Origin of the sequence: Nocardioides sp. (genome assembly GCF_031397825.1) — a bacterium.
Lineage (GTDB): Bacteria > Actinomycetota > Actinomycetes > Propionibacteriales > Nocardioidaceae > Nocardioides.
In genome coordinates this window covers 1-18,670 of record NZ_JANNML010000046.1, presented here as the reverse complement: position 1 = coordinate 18,670, position 18,670 = coordinate 1, and the positions used below count along the sequence as shown (strand labels likewise).

General features: G+C 70.3%; 15 protein-coding genes and 1 tRNA gene. 9 read left to right on the top strand and 7 right to left on the bottom strand.

Annotated features, from left to right (window positions below; genetic code table 11):
* Both RMN98_RS03680 and RMN98_RS03675 read left to right on the top strand, forming a co-directional pair.
* Positions 1 to 1,428: sodium/proton-translocating pyrophosphatase (locus RMN98_RS03680; RefSeq protein ID WP_309647443.1), on the top strand; the 1,428-nt coding region annotated here is incomplete at its 5' end.
* 103 nt (positions 1,429 to 1,531) lie between these two features.
* Complete coding sequence (locus RMN98_RS03675; RefSeq protein WP_309647442.1) at positions 1,532 to 2,374, top strand: metallophosphoesterase family protein; 843 nt, start codon at positions 1,532 to 1,534, stop codon at positions 2,372 to 2,374.
* A gap of 84 nt (positions 2,375 to 2,458) precedes the next feature.
* Here the strand turns inward: RMN98_RS03675 and RMN98_RS03670 are convergent, their stop codons facing one another.
* On the bottom strand, positions 2,459 to 4,336 hold the full coding sequence (locus tag RMN98_RS03670; RefSeq protein ID WP_309647441.1) for an Ig-like domain repeat protein: 1,878 nt from the start codon (positions 4,334 to 4,336) through the stop codon (positions 2,459 to 2,461).
* Between the two features lie 234 nt (positions 4,337 to 4,570).
* On the opposite strand from RMN98_RS03670, the gene RMN98_RS03665 reads away from it, so the two are divergent.
* A complete protein-coding gene (locus RMN98_RS03665; RefSeq protein ID WP_309647440.1) occupies positions 4,571 to 6,079 on the top strand; it encodes a methyltransferase in 1,509 nt (502 codons plus the stop codon).
* 4 nt (positions 6,080 to 6,083) lie between these two features.
* Here RMN98_RS03665 and RMN98_RS03660 read toward each other — a convergent pair whose 3' ends face one another.
* Genes RMN98_RS03660 through RMN98_RS03645 form a run of 4 tightly spaced genes read right to left on the bottom strand, consistent with a single transcriptional unit; the run spans position 6,084 to position 8,281 of the window.
* Entirely contained in the window at positions 6,084 to 6,770 is a 687-nt protein-coding gene (locus RMN98_RS03660) for a GNAT family protein (protein ID WP_309647439.1), read from the bottom strand.
* Positions 6,771 to 6,820: 50 nt separating this feature from the next.
* Positions 6,821 to 7,210: a type II toxin-antitoxin system VapC family toxin gene (locus tag RMN98_RS03655; protein WP_309647438.1), complete on the bottom strand. Its 390-nt coding sequence runs from the start codon at positions 7,208 to 7,210 to the stop codon at positions 6,821 to 6,823.
* Positions 7,207 to 7,473 carry a type II toxin-antitoxin system VapB family antitoxin gene (locus RMN98_RS03650; RefSeq protein ID WP_309647437.1) on the bottom strand — a complete coding sequence of 89 codons (267 nt, stop codon included), beginning with the start codon at positions 7,471 to 7,473 and terminating at the stop codon, positions 7,207 to 7,209. The genes RMN98_RS03655 and RMN98_RS03650 overlap by 4 nt, the downstream gene beginning before the upstream one ends.
* Positions 7,474 to 7,483: 10 nt before the next feature.
* Positions 7,484 to 8,281: a hypothetical protein gene (locus RMN98_RS03645; protein ID WP_309647436.1), complete on the bottom strand. Its 798-nt coding sequence runs from the start codon at positions 8,279 to 8,281 to the stop codon at positions 7,484 to 7,486.
* Positions 8,282 to 8,563: 282 nt separating this feature from the next.
* On the opposite strand from RMN98_RS03645, the gene topA reads away from it, so the two are divergent.
* From topA to RMN98_RS03625, 4 genes are all read left to right on the top strand, one after another.
* Positions 8,564 to 11,290: a type I DNA topoisomerase gene (gene topA, locus RMN98_RS03640; RefSeq protein ID WP_309647435.1), complete on the top strand. Its 2,727-nt coding sequence runs from the start codon at positions 8,564 to 8,566 to the stop codon at positions 11,288 to 11,290.
* A 246-nt stretch (positions 11,291 to 11,536) separates the two neighbouring features.
* Positions 11,537 to 12,184 (top strand): dTMP kinase, encoded by a 648-nt coding sequence (gene tmk / locus RMN98_RS03635; RefSeq protein WP_309647434.1) that lies wholly within the window; start codon positions 11,537 to 11,539, stop codon positions 12,182 to 12,184.
* Positions 12,181 to 13,368, top strand: a complete 1,188-nt coding sequence (locus RMN98_RS03630; RefSeq protein WP_309647433.1) for a DNA polymerase III subunit delta' — start codon at positions 12,181 to 12,183, stop codon at positions 13,366 to 13,368. Before tmk ends, RMN98_RS03630 begins: the two co-directional genes overlap by 4 nt.
* A complete protein-coding gene (locus RMN98_RS03625) occupies positions 13,365 to 14,951 on the top strand; it encodes an alpha/beta hydrolase (protein WP_309647432.1) in 1,587 nt (528 codons plus the stop codon). The genes RMN98_RS03630 and RMN98_RS03625 overlap by 4 nt, the downstream gene beginning before the upstream one ends.
* Position 14,952: 1 nt before the next feature.
* Here RMN98_RS03625 and RMN98_RS03620 read toward each other — a convergent pair whose 3' ends face one another.
* Positions 14,953 to 15,870, bottom strand: a complete 918-nt coding sequence (locus RMN98_RS03620; protein ID WP_309647431.1) for a LysR family transcriptional regulator — start codon at positions 15,868 to 15,870, stop codon at positions 14,953 to 14,955.
* A gap of 106 nt (positions 15,871 to 15,976) precedes the next feature.
* Between RMN98_RS03620 and RMN98_RS03615 the strand changes: the two genes are divergently transcribed.
* On the top strand, positions 15,977 to 16,159 hold the full coding sequence (locus tag RMN98_RS03615; protein WP_309647430.1) for a hypothetical protein: 183 nt from the start codon (positions 15,977 to 15,979) through the stop codon (positions 16,157 to 16,159).
* Between the two features lie 112 nt (positions 16,160 to 16,271).
* A tRNA-Thr gene (locus RMN98_RS03610) sits at positions 16,272 to 16,344 on the top strand.
* 465 nt (positions 16,345 to 16,809) lie between these two features.
* Here the strand turns inward: RMN98_RS03610 and RMN98_RS03605 are convergent.
* The coding region (locus RMN98_RS03605; protein ID WP_309647429.1) for a family 16 glycosylhydrolase at positions 16,810 to 18,670 on the bottom strand (1,861 nt) is incomplete at its 5' end.

The following is an 18,670-nucleotide window of genomic DNA, read 5'->3' as shown; positions in this document are numbered from 1 at the left end:
GCCGGCATCTCCGCGGTCGCGTGCGTGCTCCTGTCGTTCGTCTACCTGCCGACCAGCTTCGCCGACTTCGAGGGCCTCGGCACCAACACCCTCGAGCTGATCTCCGGCGCACCCGAGGGCAACCCCGCGCTCATCGCGTCGGTGGCCGTGGTCCTCGGCATCGTCATGGCCGCCGGCATCCTGGCCCTGACCGGTTACTTCACCGGCACCGAGTACAAGCCGGTCAAGGACGTCGGCAAGTCCTCGCTCACCGGTGCGGCCACGGTCATCCTGTCCGGCCTCTCGGTCGGCTTCGAGTCGGCCGTCTACACCACGCTCGTCATCGGCACCGCGGTGTTCGGCGCGTTCCTCCTCGGCGGCGCGTCGCTCACGGTGTCGCTCTTCGCCGTGGCGCTCGCCGGCTGCGGCCTGCTCACCACCGTCGGCGTCATCGTCGCCATGGACACCTTCGGGCCCGTCTCCGACAACGCCCAGGGCGTCGCGGAGATGTCCGGCGACGTCAGCCCCGAGGGCGCGCAGATCCTCACCGAGCTCGACGCGGTGGGCAACACCACCAAGGCCGTCACCAAGGGCATCGCGATCGCGACCGCGGTGCTGGCGGCCACGGCGCTGTTCGGCTCCTACGCCACCTCGGCCATCGAGTCGCTCGAGGACGCCGATGCACTCGACGAGCTCACCGGGTTCTTCGTGTTCGACCCGTCCGTGCTCGTGGGCGTGCTGCTCGGCTCGGCCGTCGTGTTCCTCTTCTCCGGGCTGGCCATCAACGCCGTGGCGCGTGCTGCGGGTGCCGTGGTCTACGAGGTGCGCCGCCAGTTCCGCGAGATCCCCGGGATCATGGAGGGCACCGGTCGCCCGGAGTACGGCAAGGTCGTCGACATCGTCACCAAGGACTCCCTGCGCGAGCTCACCACGCCGGGCATCCTGGCGGTGCTGGCGCCCATCGCGGTCGGCTTCGGCCTCGGCGTCACGGCGCTGGCCGGCTTCCTCGCCGGGGCCATCGGCACCGGCACCCTGATGGCGGTCTTCCTCGCCAACGCCGGTGGCGCCTGGGACAACTCCAAGAAGCTCGTGGAGGACGGTCACCACGGCGGCAAGGGCTCGGCGGCGCACGAGGCCACCATCATCGGTGACACCGTGGGCGACCCGTTCAAGGACACCGCCGGTCCCGCGATCAACCCGCTCATCAAGGTGATGAACCTGGTGTCGCTGCTGATCGTCGGCGCCGTCGTGTCGTTGAGCGTCGGCGAGGACGAGAACGACGTCGTACGGATCCTGATCGCGCTCGTCGCGACCGCGGTCATCGTCGGCGCCGTCTACATCTCCAAGCAGCGCGAGTCGGTCATGGGCGACGACGCCGGCACGCCGCCGGCACCGACGCCCACGCAGCCGGTCGCCACGGACCCCACGCGGCCCACACCGACCGTCTGACCCACCGCAGCACCGCACCACCCCGCACGACCGCAGCACCCCAGGCCCGCCCGGTCCCGACCGGGCGGGCCCGGTGCTTCTGCGACGGTGTTTGGATGGACCCATGAGCGGAGCAGTGGAGCGCATCGCGCTGATCTCGGACGTGCACGGCAACCTCACCGCGCTGGAGGCGGTGCTCGCCGACATCGACGCCCGTGGGATCGGCCGGATCTTCAACCTCGGCGACTACGTCGGCAAGGGGCCGCGCGGGCGCGAGGTGGTCGAGCTGTGCCAGGAGCGCTGCGAGGTCAACGTGCTGGGCAACTGGGACGACTTCCTGCCCGACCCGCACCGCGACCACGACGACGACGCGCTGCGCTGGTGGTCCGCGCAGCTCGGCGAGGGCCAGGGGGAGTGGCTGCGCTCGCTGCCCTTCTGCCACGACTTCTCGATGAGCGGTCGCCGGATCCGGCTGATGCACGCCTCCTCGGAGACGGTGCACCGGCGCGTGCGCTACGTGCACGACGAGGCGGAGTTCCTCGGCCAGTTCGCCAACACGGCGGCGACGATCGCGGCGGTCGGCGACGGGCCGGTGCCCGACGTCGTGGGCTTCGGCGACTCGCACGACCCGTTCTACGAGACCCAGCTCGAGCGCCGCACGCTCTTCAACACCGGCAGCGTCGGCAACTGCATGGGCGACCCCACCCCGCTCTACGTCATCCTCGAGGGAGTCCCCGACAGCCTCGGGCCGGCACCCTTCTCGATCGCGTTCGTGCGGGTGCCCTACGACGTCGAGGCGGAGCTGGCACACGCCCGGGAGGTCGGCTGCCCGAGCCTGAAGGGCTACGAGGCCGAGCTGCGCCACGGCATCTACCGCGGCGCGGTCGAGCTTTTCGAGGCGGGTCGCCCGTTGACGGCCTACTACCACGAGGCGGCCAGCCCGCCGGCTTCTCAGCCCGGCACGTGAGCCGCCGCAGCCGGAGGCGCCGACGCGGCGACGCCGTCGGTGAGGACGGTGCCGCCGCGTCGGTCGACCCGGGCGGGGTGGGGACTACTTCTTCTTGAGGACCGTCAGCACGACCTTGGCGGACGTGGACGCGGTCGTGCCGATGCTGCCCCGGAAGGCCGCGGTCAACCTGTGCTTGCCTGGCTTCAGCTTGGGCAGCACGACGATGCGCGAACCGTTGTCGGCGCTGCGGACCGTGTAGGTCCTCAGCTTGGTGCGACCGTCGAAGATCGTCACCTTGCCCGAGGGTCGCAGGCCCGTGGCGGCGAGGGTGATCTTGACCAGGGCGCGCTTGCCCGCCGAGACCTTCTTCTTCACCAGGGACAGCTTGGTGCGCGAGGTGACCTTGGCGACCTTGACCGGAGCCGTGGCGGACGTGCCGGGTGCGTAGCCGGTGCGGTTGGCGGTGACCAGGACGGCCAGGTTGCGGCCCGCCTCGGTCGCCTTGACGACGTACGTCGACGCGTTGGCGCCGCTGATCGGCGCACCGTTGACGTACCACTGGTAGCCGAAGGTCGGCGTCGGCGTGCCGGCCCACGTGCCGGGCTGGACGGTCAGCAGGTTGCCGGCCGCGGGGTTGCCGCTGATCGACGGGGCGGCCGACGCGACGAGTGCGTCACCGAGCTTGGCGAGCACCGGGGCGCTGGCGGCGGTGCCGGACGTGCTCCCGGCCTTCGCGCCCGTCGCCTTCAGCGAGATCTGCTTGCCGAAGTCCTCGCCGACCAGCGTGTACGCCTTCTGCGTGGCACCGGGGATCGCGACGCTGTTGCGCAGCCACTGGTAGGTCGTCGTGACGCTCGGCTGGCTCCAGGTCGGGTCCGCGCCGGTCAACGCCGTGCCGACCTTGCCGGAGCCGGTGACGGTGGGTGCGGCCGACGCGGTGATCGCGTCCGGCTCGGCGGGGGCGATGCCGAGGGCGCTGGTGAGCTGCGACACGACCGGAAGTCCGGCCAGCGTGCCGGTGATCAGGGCGGAGAGCTGGGTGCCGGCCAGGTCTGCGCCGGGGATGAACGAGAGGCCGGTCGCCCCCGGGATCGGGACGCCGTTGCTGAGCCACTGCACGGTCGTCGTGACGCCGGGCAGGCTCCACAGGATCGCGGTGAGGCCGACGACCTGGCCCACTCCGGGCACGCCGGTCAAGGTCGGCAGGCCGAGCAGCGTGAACGTGTCGGGTGCCTCGCCGCCTCCGCCTCCGCCGCCACCGCCACCGCCACCGCCCCCTCCGGTCACGGGGATGTTGACCGCGTTGGTGAGGACGCCGATCGGGAGGACGCCGAGCAGCGAACCCGTGACGAGCGCGGTGATCTGGGTGCCTGCGTCGGCTGCGGACGGCGTGTAGGTGGAGCCGTCGGCGCCGGGGATCGGGATTCCGTTGCTCATCCAGGTGTAGGTGTTGGTGACGCCCGGAAGGCTCCAGATCGGGTTGGTCAGCGTGAGGACCGAGCCGACCGCGGGCACGCCGGAGAGCAGCGGGAGCACGTCGGCGACCAGGGCGAGCGGGTCGGGCGTGCCGCCGCCTCCGCCGGGCAGCGGGATCGCCAGTGCGCTCGTGAGCGTGGCCACCGGGAGGAGCCCGAGGACCGAGCCGGTCACCCGGGCGCTGACGTCGTGACCGGCGTCCGCGAGCACAGGTGTGTAGGTGGCGCTGGTCGCGCCCGCGATCGGCGTGCCGTCGCGCAACCACTGGAACGAGTTGGTGACGAGCAGCAGGTTCCACACCGGGTTGGTGAGGGTGAGCAACGAGCCGACCCCTCCCGACCCGTTGAGCACGGGCAGCTGGAGCGCCAGGAGCTCGAGGAGCTTCTGCTCCCGGGTGGGCTGCGGAGCTGCTGCCTGCGCGGTGGCGGCGGTCGCGATGCCGGCCCCCGAGGCGATGACGCTGGTGGCCACGGCCGCGCCCAAGGCGCGCTTGAGACGGTTCATTGGGTTTCCCTCCCCATAGGGCGTCCCAGTACCCGTCCCAGGTCGCACGTGTGTTTCCCCCTCCGGTGATGCTAGGAGGCCTCTTGACCGTGCGCAGGAGATCGCCTGGATCGGGGTGCCCGAAGGTGCTAGGACGACCGAGTGGGCGTCGTCGCCTGGCTCGAACGGGTGGGGGTGGCCACCCGATCGGGCCACGCCGCTCGTCGGCCGCGACAAGGGCCCTAACCTCGGTCCGTGACCCCTTCTGCCTCAGCCGCCCCCGCTGCCTCCGACCTCCCGGTCCGGCTCCGCGGCGCCCTCCAGCACGCCGGCTTCACCTACGACGGCGTCGCCGAGGTCCTGGGGCCCGAGGGGCACGCCGCGCTCATGCGCAACGAGACCACCCCGGCCCGTCGTCGTACGACGGGAGGCAGCGCCGTGGAGACCCTGGCGCGCCTCTTCCTGCTCCAGACCCCCGTGCCGGTCGCCGACGCCGAGACGGCCCTGCCGGGGCTGCTCGACCGGCTGACCGCGGAGGGCCTGGTCGAGCAGTCGGTCAGCGAGGTGGCGGCCCGCCTGGACATCCGCCCCTACGCGGCCGACGACGAGGCGTTCTGGGTCGTCAGCGACCTCACGCCGGGGCTCGACGGTGGACCGCAGCGCGTCGGGACCGACCACGTGCTCGGGATCAGCTCGGCCTCGACGTCCCTGGCTCAGCTGACGATCCGTGAGCCGGTGGGCCGTGCCCTGGACCTCGGCACCGGCTGCGGGGTGCAGGCGCTGCACCTCGCGGGTCATGCCGACCGGGTCGTGGCCACCGACGTCAACCAGCGTGCGCTGCGGCTCACCCGCTTCAACGCCGCGCTCAACGGCGTGGCCGACCGGATCGACGTGCGCGACGGCTCCTACTTCCAGCCCGTGGCCGGTGAGCGCTTCGACCTGATCGCGACCAACCCGCCCTTCGTGATCTCGCCGGGCACGGGAGAGCGGCTGGTCTACCGCGACTCCGGGCTGCCCGGCGACCGGGTCGTGGAGGACATCGTGCGGGCCGCGCCCGACCACCTCACCGAGGGCGGCTGGTGCCAGGTCCTGGCCAACTGGGTGATCGCCGAGGGCCGTGCGTGGGACGAGCGGCTCTCCGAGTGGCTGGTCGGGGACTGCGACGCGCTGGTCGTGCAGCGCGAGGTCGTCGACCCGTCGGTCTACGTCGAGCTGTGGCTCAAGGACGCGGGGCTGCACGGCACGCCCGACTACCTGCGTCGCTACGACACCTGGCTGTCGTGGTTCGAGGAGCAGGGCGTGGAGGGCATCGGCTTCGGGTGGATCAACCTGCGCGCGACCGGTGCCCAGCCGGGTGCCCAGCCGGGAGCCGTCGAGGTCGTGAGCGACTTCCTCGAGTGGCCCTACGACGTCGAGCAGCCGATCGCGCCCGCCATCCAGGCGTGGGGCGAGGCGGTCCGGGCCGACGTCGACCTGGACACGCACCTGGTCGCGCGCCCCGACGTACGTCAGGAGACGGCGGGGCCCGCCGGCGCCGAGGACCCCGAGACGATCGTGCTGCGCCAGCAGCGCGGCTTCCGGCGCGCCCGGCAGGCCGACACCATCGAGGCGGCGATGGTCGGCGCCAGCGACGGCGAGCTCAGCCTCGGCCAGATCCTCGAGGCGGTCGCGACGCTGACCGACGCCGAGCCCGACATGGTGCGTGACGCCTACCTGCCCGTGGCCCGCGAGATGGTGCGCGAGGGGTTCCTCGAGGTCGAGTGACCCGTCAGGAGGTGCGGTGGATCCCGAGGAAACGACGGAGCGCCTCGGCACCCGTCGCCGACATCGGGTCGTAGGGGCGCACGTAGGTCGCGGGCGTCACGACCACGCGCTGCTCGTCGGCCCCCACCTTGCCGTCCCGCGTCTGCTGCACCCTCCTGCGACGGCCGCTGTCGACATAGCCGACCTTGCGGCTCACGGCTGCCGAGGCGTGGTTGCCCACGACGTAGCCCGACTCGCAGGTCTCGGCATCGAGCTCGTCGAAGGCGAGTCCGACGACGAGCTGCCGCATCAGCGTGCCGGTGCCTGAGCCCTGGTGTGCACGCCCGAGCCACGACCCGGTCAGCACCTGGCGCGTCTGCGCGAAGTGCGGCGCGTGCATGTCCTGCATGCCGACGAGCTCCCCGTGGCGACGGACGACCAGGGCCAGGCGCCACTCCTCGGGCGCGCAGGTCGCCCGCTGGGTCCACCACCAGCGCAGCGAGCTCGTCGGAAAGCCGTCGGGAGACCCTGGTGCGTAAGGCTCCTCGTGCCACGCCGTGAGGAACGGCATCGGCAGGCCGGGAGGCTGGACGCCGCCGCGGACGAGCTCCACGAGCTCGGGGAGGTCCTCGTCTCGCAGGACCCGCAGCTCGAGCGCGCCGCAGGAGATGGTCAGGGCGAACGGCGGGAAGATCTCCTCCAGGGTGAGCATGGCGTGCATCCTCCCCGAGGGCGGGCCGCGGGACAGCGCACTTCCGCGCGTCAGGTCGGGGGCGCTGCCGCGACGACGTCGGTGTGGGTGAAGTCGTCACCCTTGAAGAGCAGCGGCTGCCCGCTCACCGTCGCCAGTGCGTAGGAGAAGCAGTCGCCCAGGTTGAGCCGCGCCGGGGAGCCGGAGCCCTTGCCATAGCGGGAGTAGGCGACGCGCGCGGCTTCGGCGTGCTCGAGCGCGAACGGCACGACCTCGACGCCGAAGCCCGTGAGCAGACGGTCCACTCCCTCACGTCGCCTCCGGCCGAGGACGACCGCCGTCTCCACGAAGGTGGGGGCCGCGATCTGCAGCGTGCTGGCCCCCTCGATGAGGTGCGCGAAGAGCCTGGCCTCGGGCTCACCCTGCACGATCGCGACGATGGCCGAGGAGTCGAGGATCACCGCGGCAGCCCGCGCTGGTCGTAGAGGTCGTCGTCGGTCAGCACCGGCTCGTCGGACAGCGCCTGGGTGTGCCGGCCCCAGGCGAGCAGCCGTTCGGCCAGGCCGTCGCGCTCCTCGCGGTCCCGCCCGGTCGCCTCCTCGAGCGCCTGGCGCACCGCGCCCGTCATCGACGTCCCGCGCCGGGCGGCGAGCGCGGCGGCGAGCCGGTAGACCTCGGGGTCCTTGATGTTGAGCGTCGGCACGACGCCGATTCTACCGTCCACGGTAGAAGTCTCACGCCGCGTGCGCGGCCTGCGCCTCGAGGGCCTGGTCGCGCACCCGCACCAGGTGGGCCCGCACGTCGGAGACCAGCAGGTCGGCCCGTCCCGTCAGCAGGAGCTCGGGCAGGCCCGAGGGGCGGAACCACGCCCCGTGGCGCGGACGCAGGCCCCACAGGGCGGCCTCGACCACGGCGTGGTCGGTCCCGAGCTGGGCGCCCAGCTCCAAAGCCTCGCGCACGTCCTTCATCCGCACCGGTCCCTGGTGCCCGAAGACCCCGTTGGCCTTGCCGACGACCCAGCACAGGGTGCCGGCGAGGTGCTGCGGCGATCGCGGGCGGCGTACGACGTCGGGGCGGGCCGACCAGACGAGCGCGAGCGCCCGGCGCAGGGCGGTGCCGAGCTCGTCGGCGCGAGCCGGGCCGAGCGCGTCGCTCAGCACCGTCGCGGCGACGCCGTCGAGGTGCTCGAGGGTCTGTGCCAGGCGCTCGCGGTCCGCGGGGTCATGCGCCTCGGGCATCTCCTCGCGGTCGTCGAGCGGAGCGGTGTCCAGGGCCAGGACGGCGGCCCGGCCACCGCACGCGTCCTCGAGCCAGAGCAGCGCCCGCTCGTAGGGTGGCGGCTGCGGAGGAGCCGGTGGTGCGGCGCGACGCTCCGCCTCGCGGTCGAAGCGGTGGGCGTGGACCTCCCACCGCGTGCCTTCGATCGGCTCGGTCCACGTGGCGACGAGCCGGCCGTCGACCAGCACCAGGTGTCGCAGCCGGTCGTGCCAGTCAGGGTCGGACGCATAGCGGTCGTGCGGGTCGTCGTGCATCGGGAGCACCTCCGAGCAGGAGCAGTCAGGACAGCGGTCAGCGGATCGAGGACCTCACGGTGACACGCCGCGCGGACAGTCGGCGGGGTTCCTCCACAGGCCTCCCAGCAGGGGCGGCGAAACTTCGACAAGCCATCCGCGGGCCATCCGCGGGGCATCCACGGGACATCCACAGGAGTCGTCGGAAGTCGGAGCGCTGGACAGCACGCGCTACCGTGATCGGCCGTGAGCCCTTGTTGACCCCGCTCACCCCTCTCGCAGCAGTAAGGAAATGGCAACGCAGTGGCACACAAGTTGGTGATCGTCGAGTCCCCGGCGAAGGCCCGCACCATCGGCGGCTACCTCGGCGACGGCTATGTCGTGGAGTCCTCCATCGGACACATCCGCGACCTGCCCAACAACGCTGCCGACACCCCGGCCAAGATCAAGGACAAGTCGTGGGGTCGGCTGGCGGTCGACGTCGAGAACGGCTTCACGCCCTACTACGTCGTGCCACGCGACAAGAAGTCGCACATCTCCAAGCTCAAGGGCCTGCTCAAGGACGCCGACGAGCTCTACCTCGCCACCGATGAGGACCGCGAGGGAGAGGCCATCGCCTGGCACCTCCTCGACGAGCTGAAGCCCAAGGGCATCCCCGTGCACCGGATGGTCTTCCACGAGATCACCAAGGCCGCGATCCTCACCGCGGTGGAGAACCCGCGCCAGATCAACGACGACCTCGTCGAGGCCCAGGAGGCGCGCCGCATCCTCGACCGCCTCTACGGCTACGAGGTCTCCCCGGTGCTGTGGAAGAAGGTCATGTCCGGTCTCTCCGCCGGCCGTGTGCAGTCCGTCGCCACCCGCCTGGTCGTCGACAAGGAGCGGGATCGGATGAAGTTCCGCCTCGCGTCCTACTGGGACCTCGAGGCCACCTTCGACGCCGGGTCCAAGCACGACCAGCGGATGTTCCCCGCCAAGCTGCACTCCCTCGACGGCACCCGCGTCGCCCGCGGCTCCGACTTCGGCCAGGACGGCCTGCTGAAGGACGCGTCCAAGGTCGTCCACGTCGACCGCACGCGGGCCGAAGCCCTGGTCGCCAGCCTGCAGGACTCGACGTACGACGTCCGCTCGGTCGAGGCCAAGCCCTACAAGCGCTCTCCCTACGCGCCGTTCCGCACGACGACCCTCCAGCAGGAGGCCGGCCGCAAGCTCGGCATGAGCGCCTCGGTGGCGATGTCGGTGGCGCAGCGGCTCTACGAGAACGGCTACATCACCTACATGCGCACCGACTCGACGACGCTCTCGGGCGGCGCCGTCGAGGCCGCCCGGTCGCAGGTCCGCGAGCTCTACGGCGCCGACTACCTGCCCGACAGCCCCCGCGTCTACGCCTCCAAGGTCAAGAACGCGCAGGAGGCCCACGAGGCGATCCGCCCCGCCGGCGAGTCGTTCCGCACCCCGGCGCAGACCGGGCTGACCGGCGACCAGTTCCGCCTCTACGAGCTGATCTGGATGCGCACCGTCGCCTCGCAGATGAAGGACGCGGTCGGCCAGTCGGTCTCCGTGCGCCTCGGAGGCACGTCGGCCGGCGGCGAGGACGTCGTGTTCTCCGCCAGCGGTCGCGTCATCACCTTCCACGGGTTCCTCAAGGCCTACGTCGAGGGCACCGACGAGGGGGCGGCCAAGGACGACCAGGAGACCCGCCTCCCGGCGCTCGAGGAGGGCGACTCGGTCTCGGCCGCGTCCGTCTCGGCCAGCGGCCACGAGACCAAGCCGCCCGCGCGCTACACCGAGGCCACCTTGATCAAGGAGCTCGAGGAGCGCGAGATCGGTCGCCCGTCGACGTACGCCGCGATCATCGGCACCATCCTCAACCGCGGCTACGTCTACAAGAAGGGCACCGCCCTGGTCCCGGCCTGGCTGGCCTTCTCGGTCATCCGGCTGCTGGAGGAGCACTTCACCCGGCAGGTGTCCTACGAGTTCACCGCCGAGATGGAGGACGTGCTCGACGACATCGCCGGCGGCCGCAAGGACCGGGTCTCCGAGCTCGGCGAGTTCTACTACGGCTCCGACAACGTCAAGGGCCTCTACGACCTGGTCCACGAGCTCGGCGACATCGACGCCAAGGAGCTCGCGACCTTCCCGATCGGCGACCCCGAGCTGGGGATCAACCTGCGCGTGGGCCGCTACGGCCCCTACCTCGAGGGTCCCGACGACGAGGGCAACCCGGTCGGCAAGCGGGCCAACGTGCCCGACGACCTGCCGCCCGACGAGCTGACCATGGAGAAGGCCGTCGAGCTCTTCGCCAACCCGGCCGGCGAGGAGATCCAGCTCGGCGTGCACCCCGAGACGGGCCTGCAGGTCGTGGCCAAGAACGGCCGCTACGGCCCCTACGTCACCGAGCTGCTGCCCGAGGACGCGAAGAAGAACGACAAGCCCCGCACGGGCTCGCTCTTCACGTCGATGTCGCTCGACACGATCTCCCTCGAGGACGCCCTCAAGCTGCTCTCGCTCCCGCGCGTCGTGGGTGTCGGCGAGGACGGCGAGGAGATCACCGCGCAGAACGGCCGTTACGGGCCCTACCTCAAGAAGGGCACCGACTCCCGGTCGCTGACCTCCGAGGACCAGCTGCTCACCATCGGGCTCGACGAGGCGCTCAAGATCTACGCCCAGCCCAAGCAGCGCGGCCGCGCCGCCGCCGCCCCGCCGCTCAAGGAGCTCGGCAACGACCCCGTCTCCGGCCAGCCGGTCGTGGTGAAGTCGGGCCGCTTCGGTGAGTACGTCACCGACGGCGAGTACAACGCCACCCTGCGCAAGGACGACTCGGTCGAGGCCATCACCCTCGCCCGTGCCGCGGAGCTGCTCGCCGACCGTCGCGAGCGCGGCCCGGCGAAGAAGGCGGCCAAGAAGGGCGCGGCCAAGAAGGCGCCCGCCAAGAAGGCCGCTGCCAAGAAGGCGACCACGAAGAAGGCGGCCACCAAGAAGACGGCGGCCAAGAAGACCACGAAGAAGGCTGCGGCGAAGAAGGCCTGAGTTCGGGGTGCTGGCCGGGCCGCTTCATCAAGGTATGTCGACGAAACGCCACTTCCCATGGCTTGCACCCCGTGGGAGGTGGCGTGTCGCCGTGGGAAGTGCGACGAGTCCTACGCCGGTCGGCCGGCTCGCCGCAAGATCGTGGGAGGTGCCGGTCCGTCTGCATACCTTGATGAAACGGGCCACGGCTGCCCCGCACCCCGCCCCGCACTTCCCGGCGTCGGCGGCGTCTCGTAGGTTCGGCGCGTGAGCAGCGGCGGCGTCTATACCTCGACCGGGGTCTTCGTGTGCTTCGAGGGCGGCGAGGGATCGGGCAAGTCGACCCAGTCGCGCCTGCTCAAGGACTGGCTCGAGGAGCGCGGCCACGACGTCGTGCTGACCTTCGAGCCGGGTGACACCCCGGTCGGCCAGGAGCTGCGCCGCATCGTGCTGAGCCCCGAGACCGGTGCGCTCGCCGACCGCACCGAGGTGCTGCTCTACGCCGCCGACAAGGCCGAGCACGTCGAGACCCTGGTGCAGCCCGCGCTCGACCGCGGCGCGGTCGTGATCACCGACCGCTACGTCGACTCCACGCTGGCCTACCAGGGCGCCGGCCGCGCCCTGGCTGTCGCGGAGGTCGAGCAGGTGGCCCGCTGGGCGACCCACGACCTGCGCCCCCACCTGACCGTCGTGCTCGACCTCGAGCCGGCCGCGGGGCTCGGTCGCTTCGAGGGACGTGACCGCATCGAGGGGGAGTCGCTCGACTTCCACCAGCGCGTCCGCACGGCCTTCCTCGCGATGGCCCAGGCCGATCCCGACCACTACCTCGTGCTCGATGCGCGCGGCTCGATCGACGACCTGGCGGGCGCCGTACGGTCCCGGCTCGAGCCTCTCCTCGCGCAGGCTGCCCGATGACGGCCCTTCGAGACGGTCGCTCCGCTCCCTCCCCAGGAACCGTCTGGGACCAGCTGGTCGGCCAGCAGCACACCGTCAAGGCGCTCTCGACCGCGGTCGCCGGCCACGGCATGAGCCACGCCTGGCTCTTCACGGGTCCGCCGGGCTCCGGCCGCTCCAACGCCGCGATCGCCTTCGCCGCCGCGCTCCAGTGCGAGCAGGGCGGGTGCGGGACCTGCCACGAGTGCCACACCGTCCTGGGCGGCACCCACGCCGACGTGTCGGTCATCCGCACCCAGAAGCTCTCGATCGGCGTCGACGAGGTCCGCGACCTCGTACGCCGCTCCGCTCTCGCCCCTGCCGGGCGGCGCTGGCAGATCATGATCGTCGAGGACGCCGACCGGCTCACCGACCAGGCGTGCAACGCGCTGCTCAAGGCGATCGAGGAGCCGACCGACCGCACGCTGTGGATGCTCTGCGCGCCCACCGTCGAGGACGTCCTGCCCACGATCCGCTCGCGCTGCCGCCTGGTGACCCTGGCGACGCCGACGACGCCCGAGGTGGCGGGATTCCTCACCCGGGTCGACGGGGTCAACGACGCGCTCGCCGCCTACGCCGCGCGGGCCAGCCAGGGCCACATCGGCCGGGCCCGGGCCCTCGCGCGCGACGAGGCGACCCGCAACCGGCGCCGCGAGATCGTGTCGCTGCCCGCCCGCCTGACCAGCCTCGGCGCCTGCATGACGGCCTCGGCCAACCTGGTGGAGGTGACCAAGGAGGAGGCCGACGCGATCACCAGCGAGCTCGACGCGCTGGAGAAGAAGGACCTCGACACCTCCTACGGCGTGGTGGAGCGCGGACGCCGTCCTCGTGAGTACGCCCCCGCGCTCTCCGCGCTCGACAAGGCGCAGAAGACCCGGGCGAAGCGCCGTCACCTCGACGTCGTCGACCGCGGGCTGATGGACCTGGTCTCGGTCTACCGCGACGCGATCGCCGTCGCCGTGCGGGCCACTGGCGCGCTGGTCAACGAGGAGATCCGCGGTGACATCGAGAAGGTCGCCGCGACCTCGACGCCCGAGCTCAACCTGCGCCGGATCGGCTGGATCTTCGAGGCCCGCGAGCAGATGCTCGAGTTCAACGTGCCGATCGCCTTGGCCCTGGACTCCATGATGGTGGCACTGAAGGTGCCCGAAGGGAGCAACAGGTGAGCCGCACGACCCGGATCGTGATCATCGTCCTGCTGGTGCTCGCCCTGGCCGGGGGCAGCGCCCTCGCCGGCCTCTCCGTCCTGCTCGGCAACGACTCCGCGGGTGGCTCCTCGTCAGGCTCCTCGGGATCGTCCGGGCCGGCTGTCGTGGTCTCGACCCCGCCCGCAGCCGGATCCCAGGAGCCACCGGTCCCCGACCTCGAGCCCTTCTACTCCCAGACCATCGCGTGGGAGCCCTGTGGCGACAACCAGTGCGGCACCCTCGAGGTGCCGATCGACTACCGCGACGCGGGCGGCGAGACGATCGGGCTGGCCCTGGTCAAGGTGCCTGCCACCGACCCCGATGCCCGCATCGGCTCGATGGTCGTCAACCCCGGCGGACCCGGCGCCTCCGGGGTGGGCTACGCCGAGGCGGCCGACGACGTGTTCCGGGCGCCGATCCGCGAGCACTTCGACGTGGTCGGCTTCGACCCCCGCGGCACGGGCGCCTCCGACCCGGTCGACTGCCTCTCCGACAACGACATGACCGCCTTCCTCGCGCTCGACCCCGACCCCGACGACGCGGGGGAGGAGCAGGAGCTGACCGACGGCCTGCGGTCCTTCTTCGAGGGCTGCGTGGCCAACAGCGACGCCCTCGTCGGGCACGTGACGACCGCCGAGGCCGCCCGCGACATGGACGTGCTCCGTGCTGCGCTGGGCGAGTCGACCCTCACCTACTTCGGTGCCTCCTACGGCACCAAGCTCGGGGCCACCTACGCCGAGCTCTTCCCCGCCAAGGTCGGCCGCCTGGTCCTCGACGGTGCCGTCGACGTGGCCCTGCCCTCGCGCGAGCAGAGCCTGGGCCAGGCCGGCGGTTTCGAGGTCGCCCTGCGGGCCTTCGTCGACAACTGCGTGACCGAGACCGACAGCTGCTTCCTGGGCGACTCCGTCGACGAGGGGCTGGCCACCATCAAGGGGCTGCTCGACGACATCGACGCCCAGCCCCTGCCGACCTCCGACGGACGCGAGCTCAGCGTCGGAAGCGCGTTCTACGGCGTCGTCACCCCGCTCTACAACCGCGACTACTGGTACCTCCTCAGCCAGGGCCTCAGCACCGCCCTCAACGGCGACGGCACCACGCTGATGCTGCTGGCGGATGCCTACGCGTCGCGGCAGAACGGGCAGTACCTCGACAACAGCACCGAGGCGATCTACGCCATCAACTGCCTCGACGACCCCTATGCCATCGCACCCGACCAGGTGGAGGCGCAGGTGCCCGACTTCGAGGAGGCCTCCCCGACCTTCGGGCGGCTCTTCGCCTGGGGGCTGGTCAACTGCCGCGACATCCAGGTCGAGTCCTCCGAGCAGGCGTTGGACATCCGCGGCGAGGGCGCCGCCCCGATCCTCGTCGTCGGCACGACGCGCGACCCCGCCACGCCCTACGAGTGGGCCGTCGGCCTCGCCGACGAGCTGGCGTCCGGCGTGCTGCTCTCGCGCGACGGAGACGGCCACACGGCCTACAACTCCGACAACGAGTGCATCGACTCCACCATCGAGGCCTACCTGATCGACGGCACGGTTCCGGAGGACGGCACGTCCTGCTGACTCACAGTGGTTCGGCGATGGCCTGGATCCTCGCGGTGGCGAGCTCGATCATCAGCTGAGCGGCCGGCGAGAGCGTGGCGCCCGTGCGGTGCACGATCGCGAAGTAGTCCCACTGCCGCGGTCTCAGCGACACGAAGCCGGCGTGCGGTGCCAGCCGGGGGAGCAGCTGCTCGGCCGCACCGCGCGGGATGACCGAGTCTGCCAGCCCCATCCCGACCAGCTCGACCGCGATCTCGGGGTCCTCGACCTCGATCCGGGTCTGCGGGTTGAGCCCGGTCTCGTGCAGCATGCGGCGCAGGATGATCCGCACGGAGTCGTCGGCGCGGAAGGTCGTGTCGGGCATGACCAGCGAGGCCTTGCCGAGGCGCGCCGCGGTCACCGGTGAGCTGAGACGCTCGGGGTCGGAGCTGATGTAGACGAGCTCGTCACGCGCTACCGGGATCACGTCCATCCCCTCGCTGGTCACGTTGGGGATCGCGATCATCGCCGCCTCGAGCCGCCCGCGTCGCAGGTCCTCCTGCACCTCGGTCGAGTTCTGCCCGACCAGCTCCACGCGAACGCCGGGGTGCCGCGCGAGCACGTCGGCGACCAGGCCGGCCCCGGCATAGAGGCGGGCCACGCCGAACATCCCGAAGCGGATGGTGCCGGTCTCGAGTCGTCGTACGCGCTGGGCGGCGAGCCGTGTCTCCTCCGCCGCCGCGATGGTGCGCTCGGCGTGAGGGCGGAGCGTGTCGGCCACCGTGGTCGGGACGACGCCGCGACCGACCCGGCGGAACAGGCTGACCCCCAGGGTCTTCTCGAGCCCGCGGATCTGCTCGGACACGCTCGGCTGGGCGTAGCCGAGCTCCTCGGCGGCCGCCGTCAGCGAGCCGTGCTCGTAGGTCGCGAGGAAGCAGCGGAGCTGGTGCAGCGAAAGCATAGGCATCTCCTTGAGAACCAGAAGGAAAGAGAGGCTACCCCTTTGTCTCGCACCGACGCAGAATTGTGGTGTCACCGTCGTCTGTCCTCTGAGGGAGGGTCCTCGAATGTTCGCGCACACCTGCACCGCATGCTCCACCCGCTACCTGATCTTCCCGAGCCAGGTCACCGGGATCCGCAACTCCGCCGAGGGCGTCACCGTGGACTTCATCTGCTGGTGCGACGCGCCGCAGAGCCAGGTCACCGGCAAGGCGGCCGAGCGTCGCAGCCGCGAGGCCGTGGCTGCCTGAGCCTCGCTCCCGGCCTCTGCCGCCCGGGTGTCGTGCCGGTTTCGCGCTCCGCGGGAGTGCTCCGTATACTTCCCCGGGTTGCCCGGCAGGTCCTGACTGCGCCGGGCAGCACGCCGCCTTAGCTCAGTCGGTAGAGCGAGTCACTCGTAATGACTAGGTCGTCGGTTCGATTCCGACAGGCGGCTCCGACGAAGGTGGCTCTGATCAGCAGGGATGCTGATCAGAGCCATTGTACGTTTTGGGTCCAGCAGAGTCGATTGACACGTTTGCGACACGATTCCTGAAAAGTTGCCACCGGTCGAGAGGTCGACGGTGGTGTGAGGGCATTCGGGCCGATGCTCACCGGTCGAAGCGAGGTGCTGCCTCCCGCCCAGAATGACTCTCTTACTTGTAGTGCCCCGATAGCCGGGGCACCTCGAGTGAGGCGACGATGTTAAGCACGAGGAGTCCGTATGTCTGCACCGATAGAGTCCTGAGCTCACTCGTCGAGCTGCCGAGCTGACCCGGCTGCGCACCGCCCCGTTCACAAGTTGTGTCGATAGACCTTGGCGAGCTCTGGCTCCAGCCCGCACAGTTGCCGGACGGTTGCGCCGTGAGGCGGAAACGCCCGAACCCGGTGTCTAAATCACTGCTTTGCGACGGGGTATGCCCTATCGGGTGATGCCCACGTCACGGAAGGTCGCCTGTGCGGGCAAACATCGCTCATCCATAGGCCCCGCCAGTTCCGCAGACCGAGGCGCCCAAAGATTGGCGTGAAGATGCATGGCGAGATGGGGTACCGGCGTCGGGTCCCAGCTGGCTCGGCGGTGTACGACGACGCCGTCCACGAGCCACGAGATGCAATCAGGCTGCCAGTCGATCGCGTAGACGTGAAAGTCCGCGGACGCATCGAAACCCAAATCGATCCATGCCGGCGACCCTCGGTACCCGAAGTTGAATGCAGCCAAGTCGTCTCCTGGGTTGAAGTAGACGTTGGTCAACATCCGTGTCGGATGCGCACCGATGAACTCAATGTCGATCTCCTGACGTGGTTCGGACCGATGCAAGAAGAAGCCTGTGACGAGACCTGACCCAGAGGCCGACTTGATCGCCGCTTCGAACCGTCCATGAATGAACGAGTCACGTGAAGCGAACGCACCCGACAGGTAGGGGCGGTGTCCGCGCTCGCTGACGTCGAGGTTGAGGTGGGCACCTTCGTCGCCGTAAGCCACACGTCTGTGAACGAACTCCGCACGATTGCCCGGGAATGTCTCCGAGAGTTCGCGGAACGACTTCGAAGACTCACGCATCGAGGCAGACACGACACACTCGCCCACCAAAGGTGCGGCTGGATAGCTCAACAGTTGCGGCAACCAGCGTTCGCCCTCAGGCAACACCCACGGAGACTCATCCAGTAGTCGAACCTCACCTGGGCTCGCGGGCGGCGACTCGGGCTTCGAGGTGCGTCCATCTCGAAACGCGCCGAAACTGCGCGGCACCCCGGCCGGATAAGGATCGGTCGGCTCATCAATCGCGAGCGCCGAGCACAGCGCTGCCCATTCCCGCCTGTGAGAGCCCTTCAATGACCTGTCCTCTCCGCCGCACCCGACAGCACTAGCTGCGCCAGGTACGCGCACCACTGGCGGCAGCGGGTCATCGCCACCGAGCCCGGGCGGCGGGTAGGCGTCGTGCTCGAGACATACAACGGCCCTCCGCTCAGCAGCAAACTGGGAGAGCGCACCAGCAACGATGGGCGGATCGACCAGCGCATCGAAGGTCTGAAGGACTTCGTCAAGACGTCGACGGTCCAACGGCTCCTCATCGCCGTTGAAGGCCCGCACGCGTAGCCCAAGCATCGACAACGCCATCGATAGCGTCTCCGTTTCGCCGCCGGTGGTCCATCCCAACACTGACCCCGTCGAGGGCGGAGGTGGCGGGGCCGCCGCACGTTCCACGTCGACGACCCCGGCGCGAGCTAGGTACGGAAGAATCGAGTACGAGTTGTCCGAGACCGAGTCGGTGCGCTGAGCCAGCACCGACGACGACACCGCCACCGCATTCAACTCCACCAGCCGATAGTTCATCCACATGTCGACAGGGCCGACGACAGGCATCGACCTCAGCAGATGAGCAGCTCCATCACGAGACAGCACATAACCCGACATGAACCACACCCCTCGTGAAACAGGAAACATGCCGCTGCGCACCCGGCGACGGCGAGCGTCCACGTCAGTGAGCACATACGACAGGTACACGAGCTTCGGCACTCCCCTGCTCGCCTGATCACCGACGGCGCAGCGCCAGCCGCGCTCAATGACGGCCTTCGCGCCGCGGCGAAACCACACGTCGTCTTCGAGAACCAGAACATGGGAATCGCCACCGGAGGCGATGGCCTTCCAAACCTCGATATGGGAGCGGGCAACAGCCACCTCCTGCCTCGACATGCGCACCACATCTGCGGGGTCGAAGCAATCCGACAGTCGAGAGTCGGGCTGAACGAAGAGCTGGTCTCGAATGCAGTAATGGGTGTCG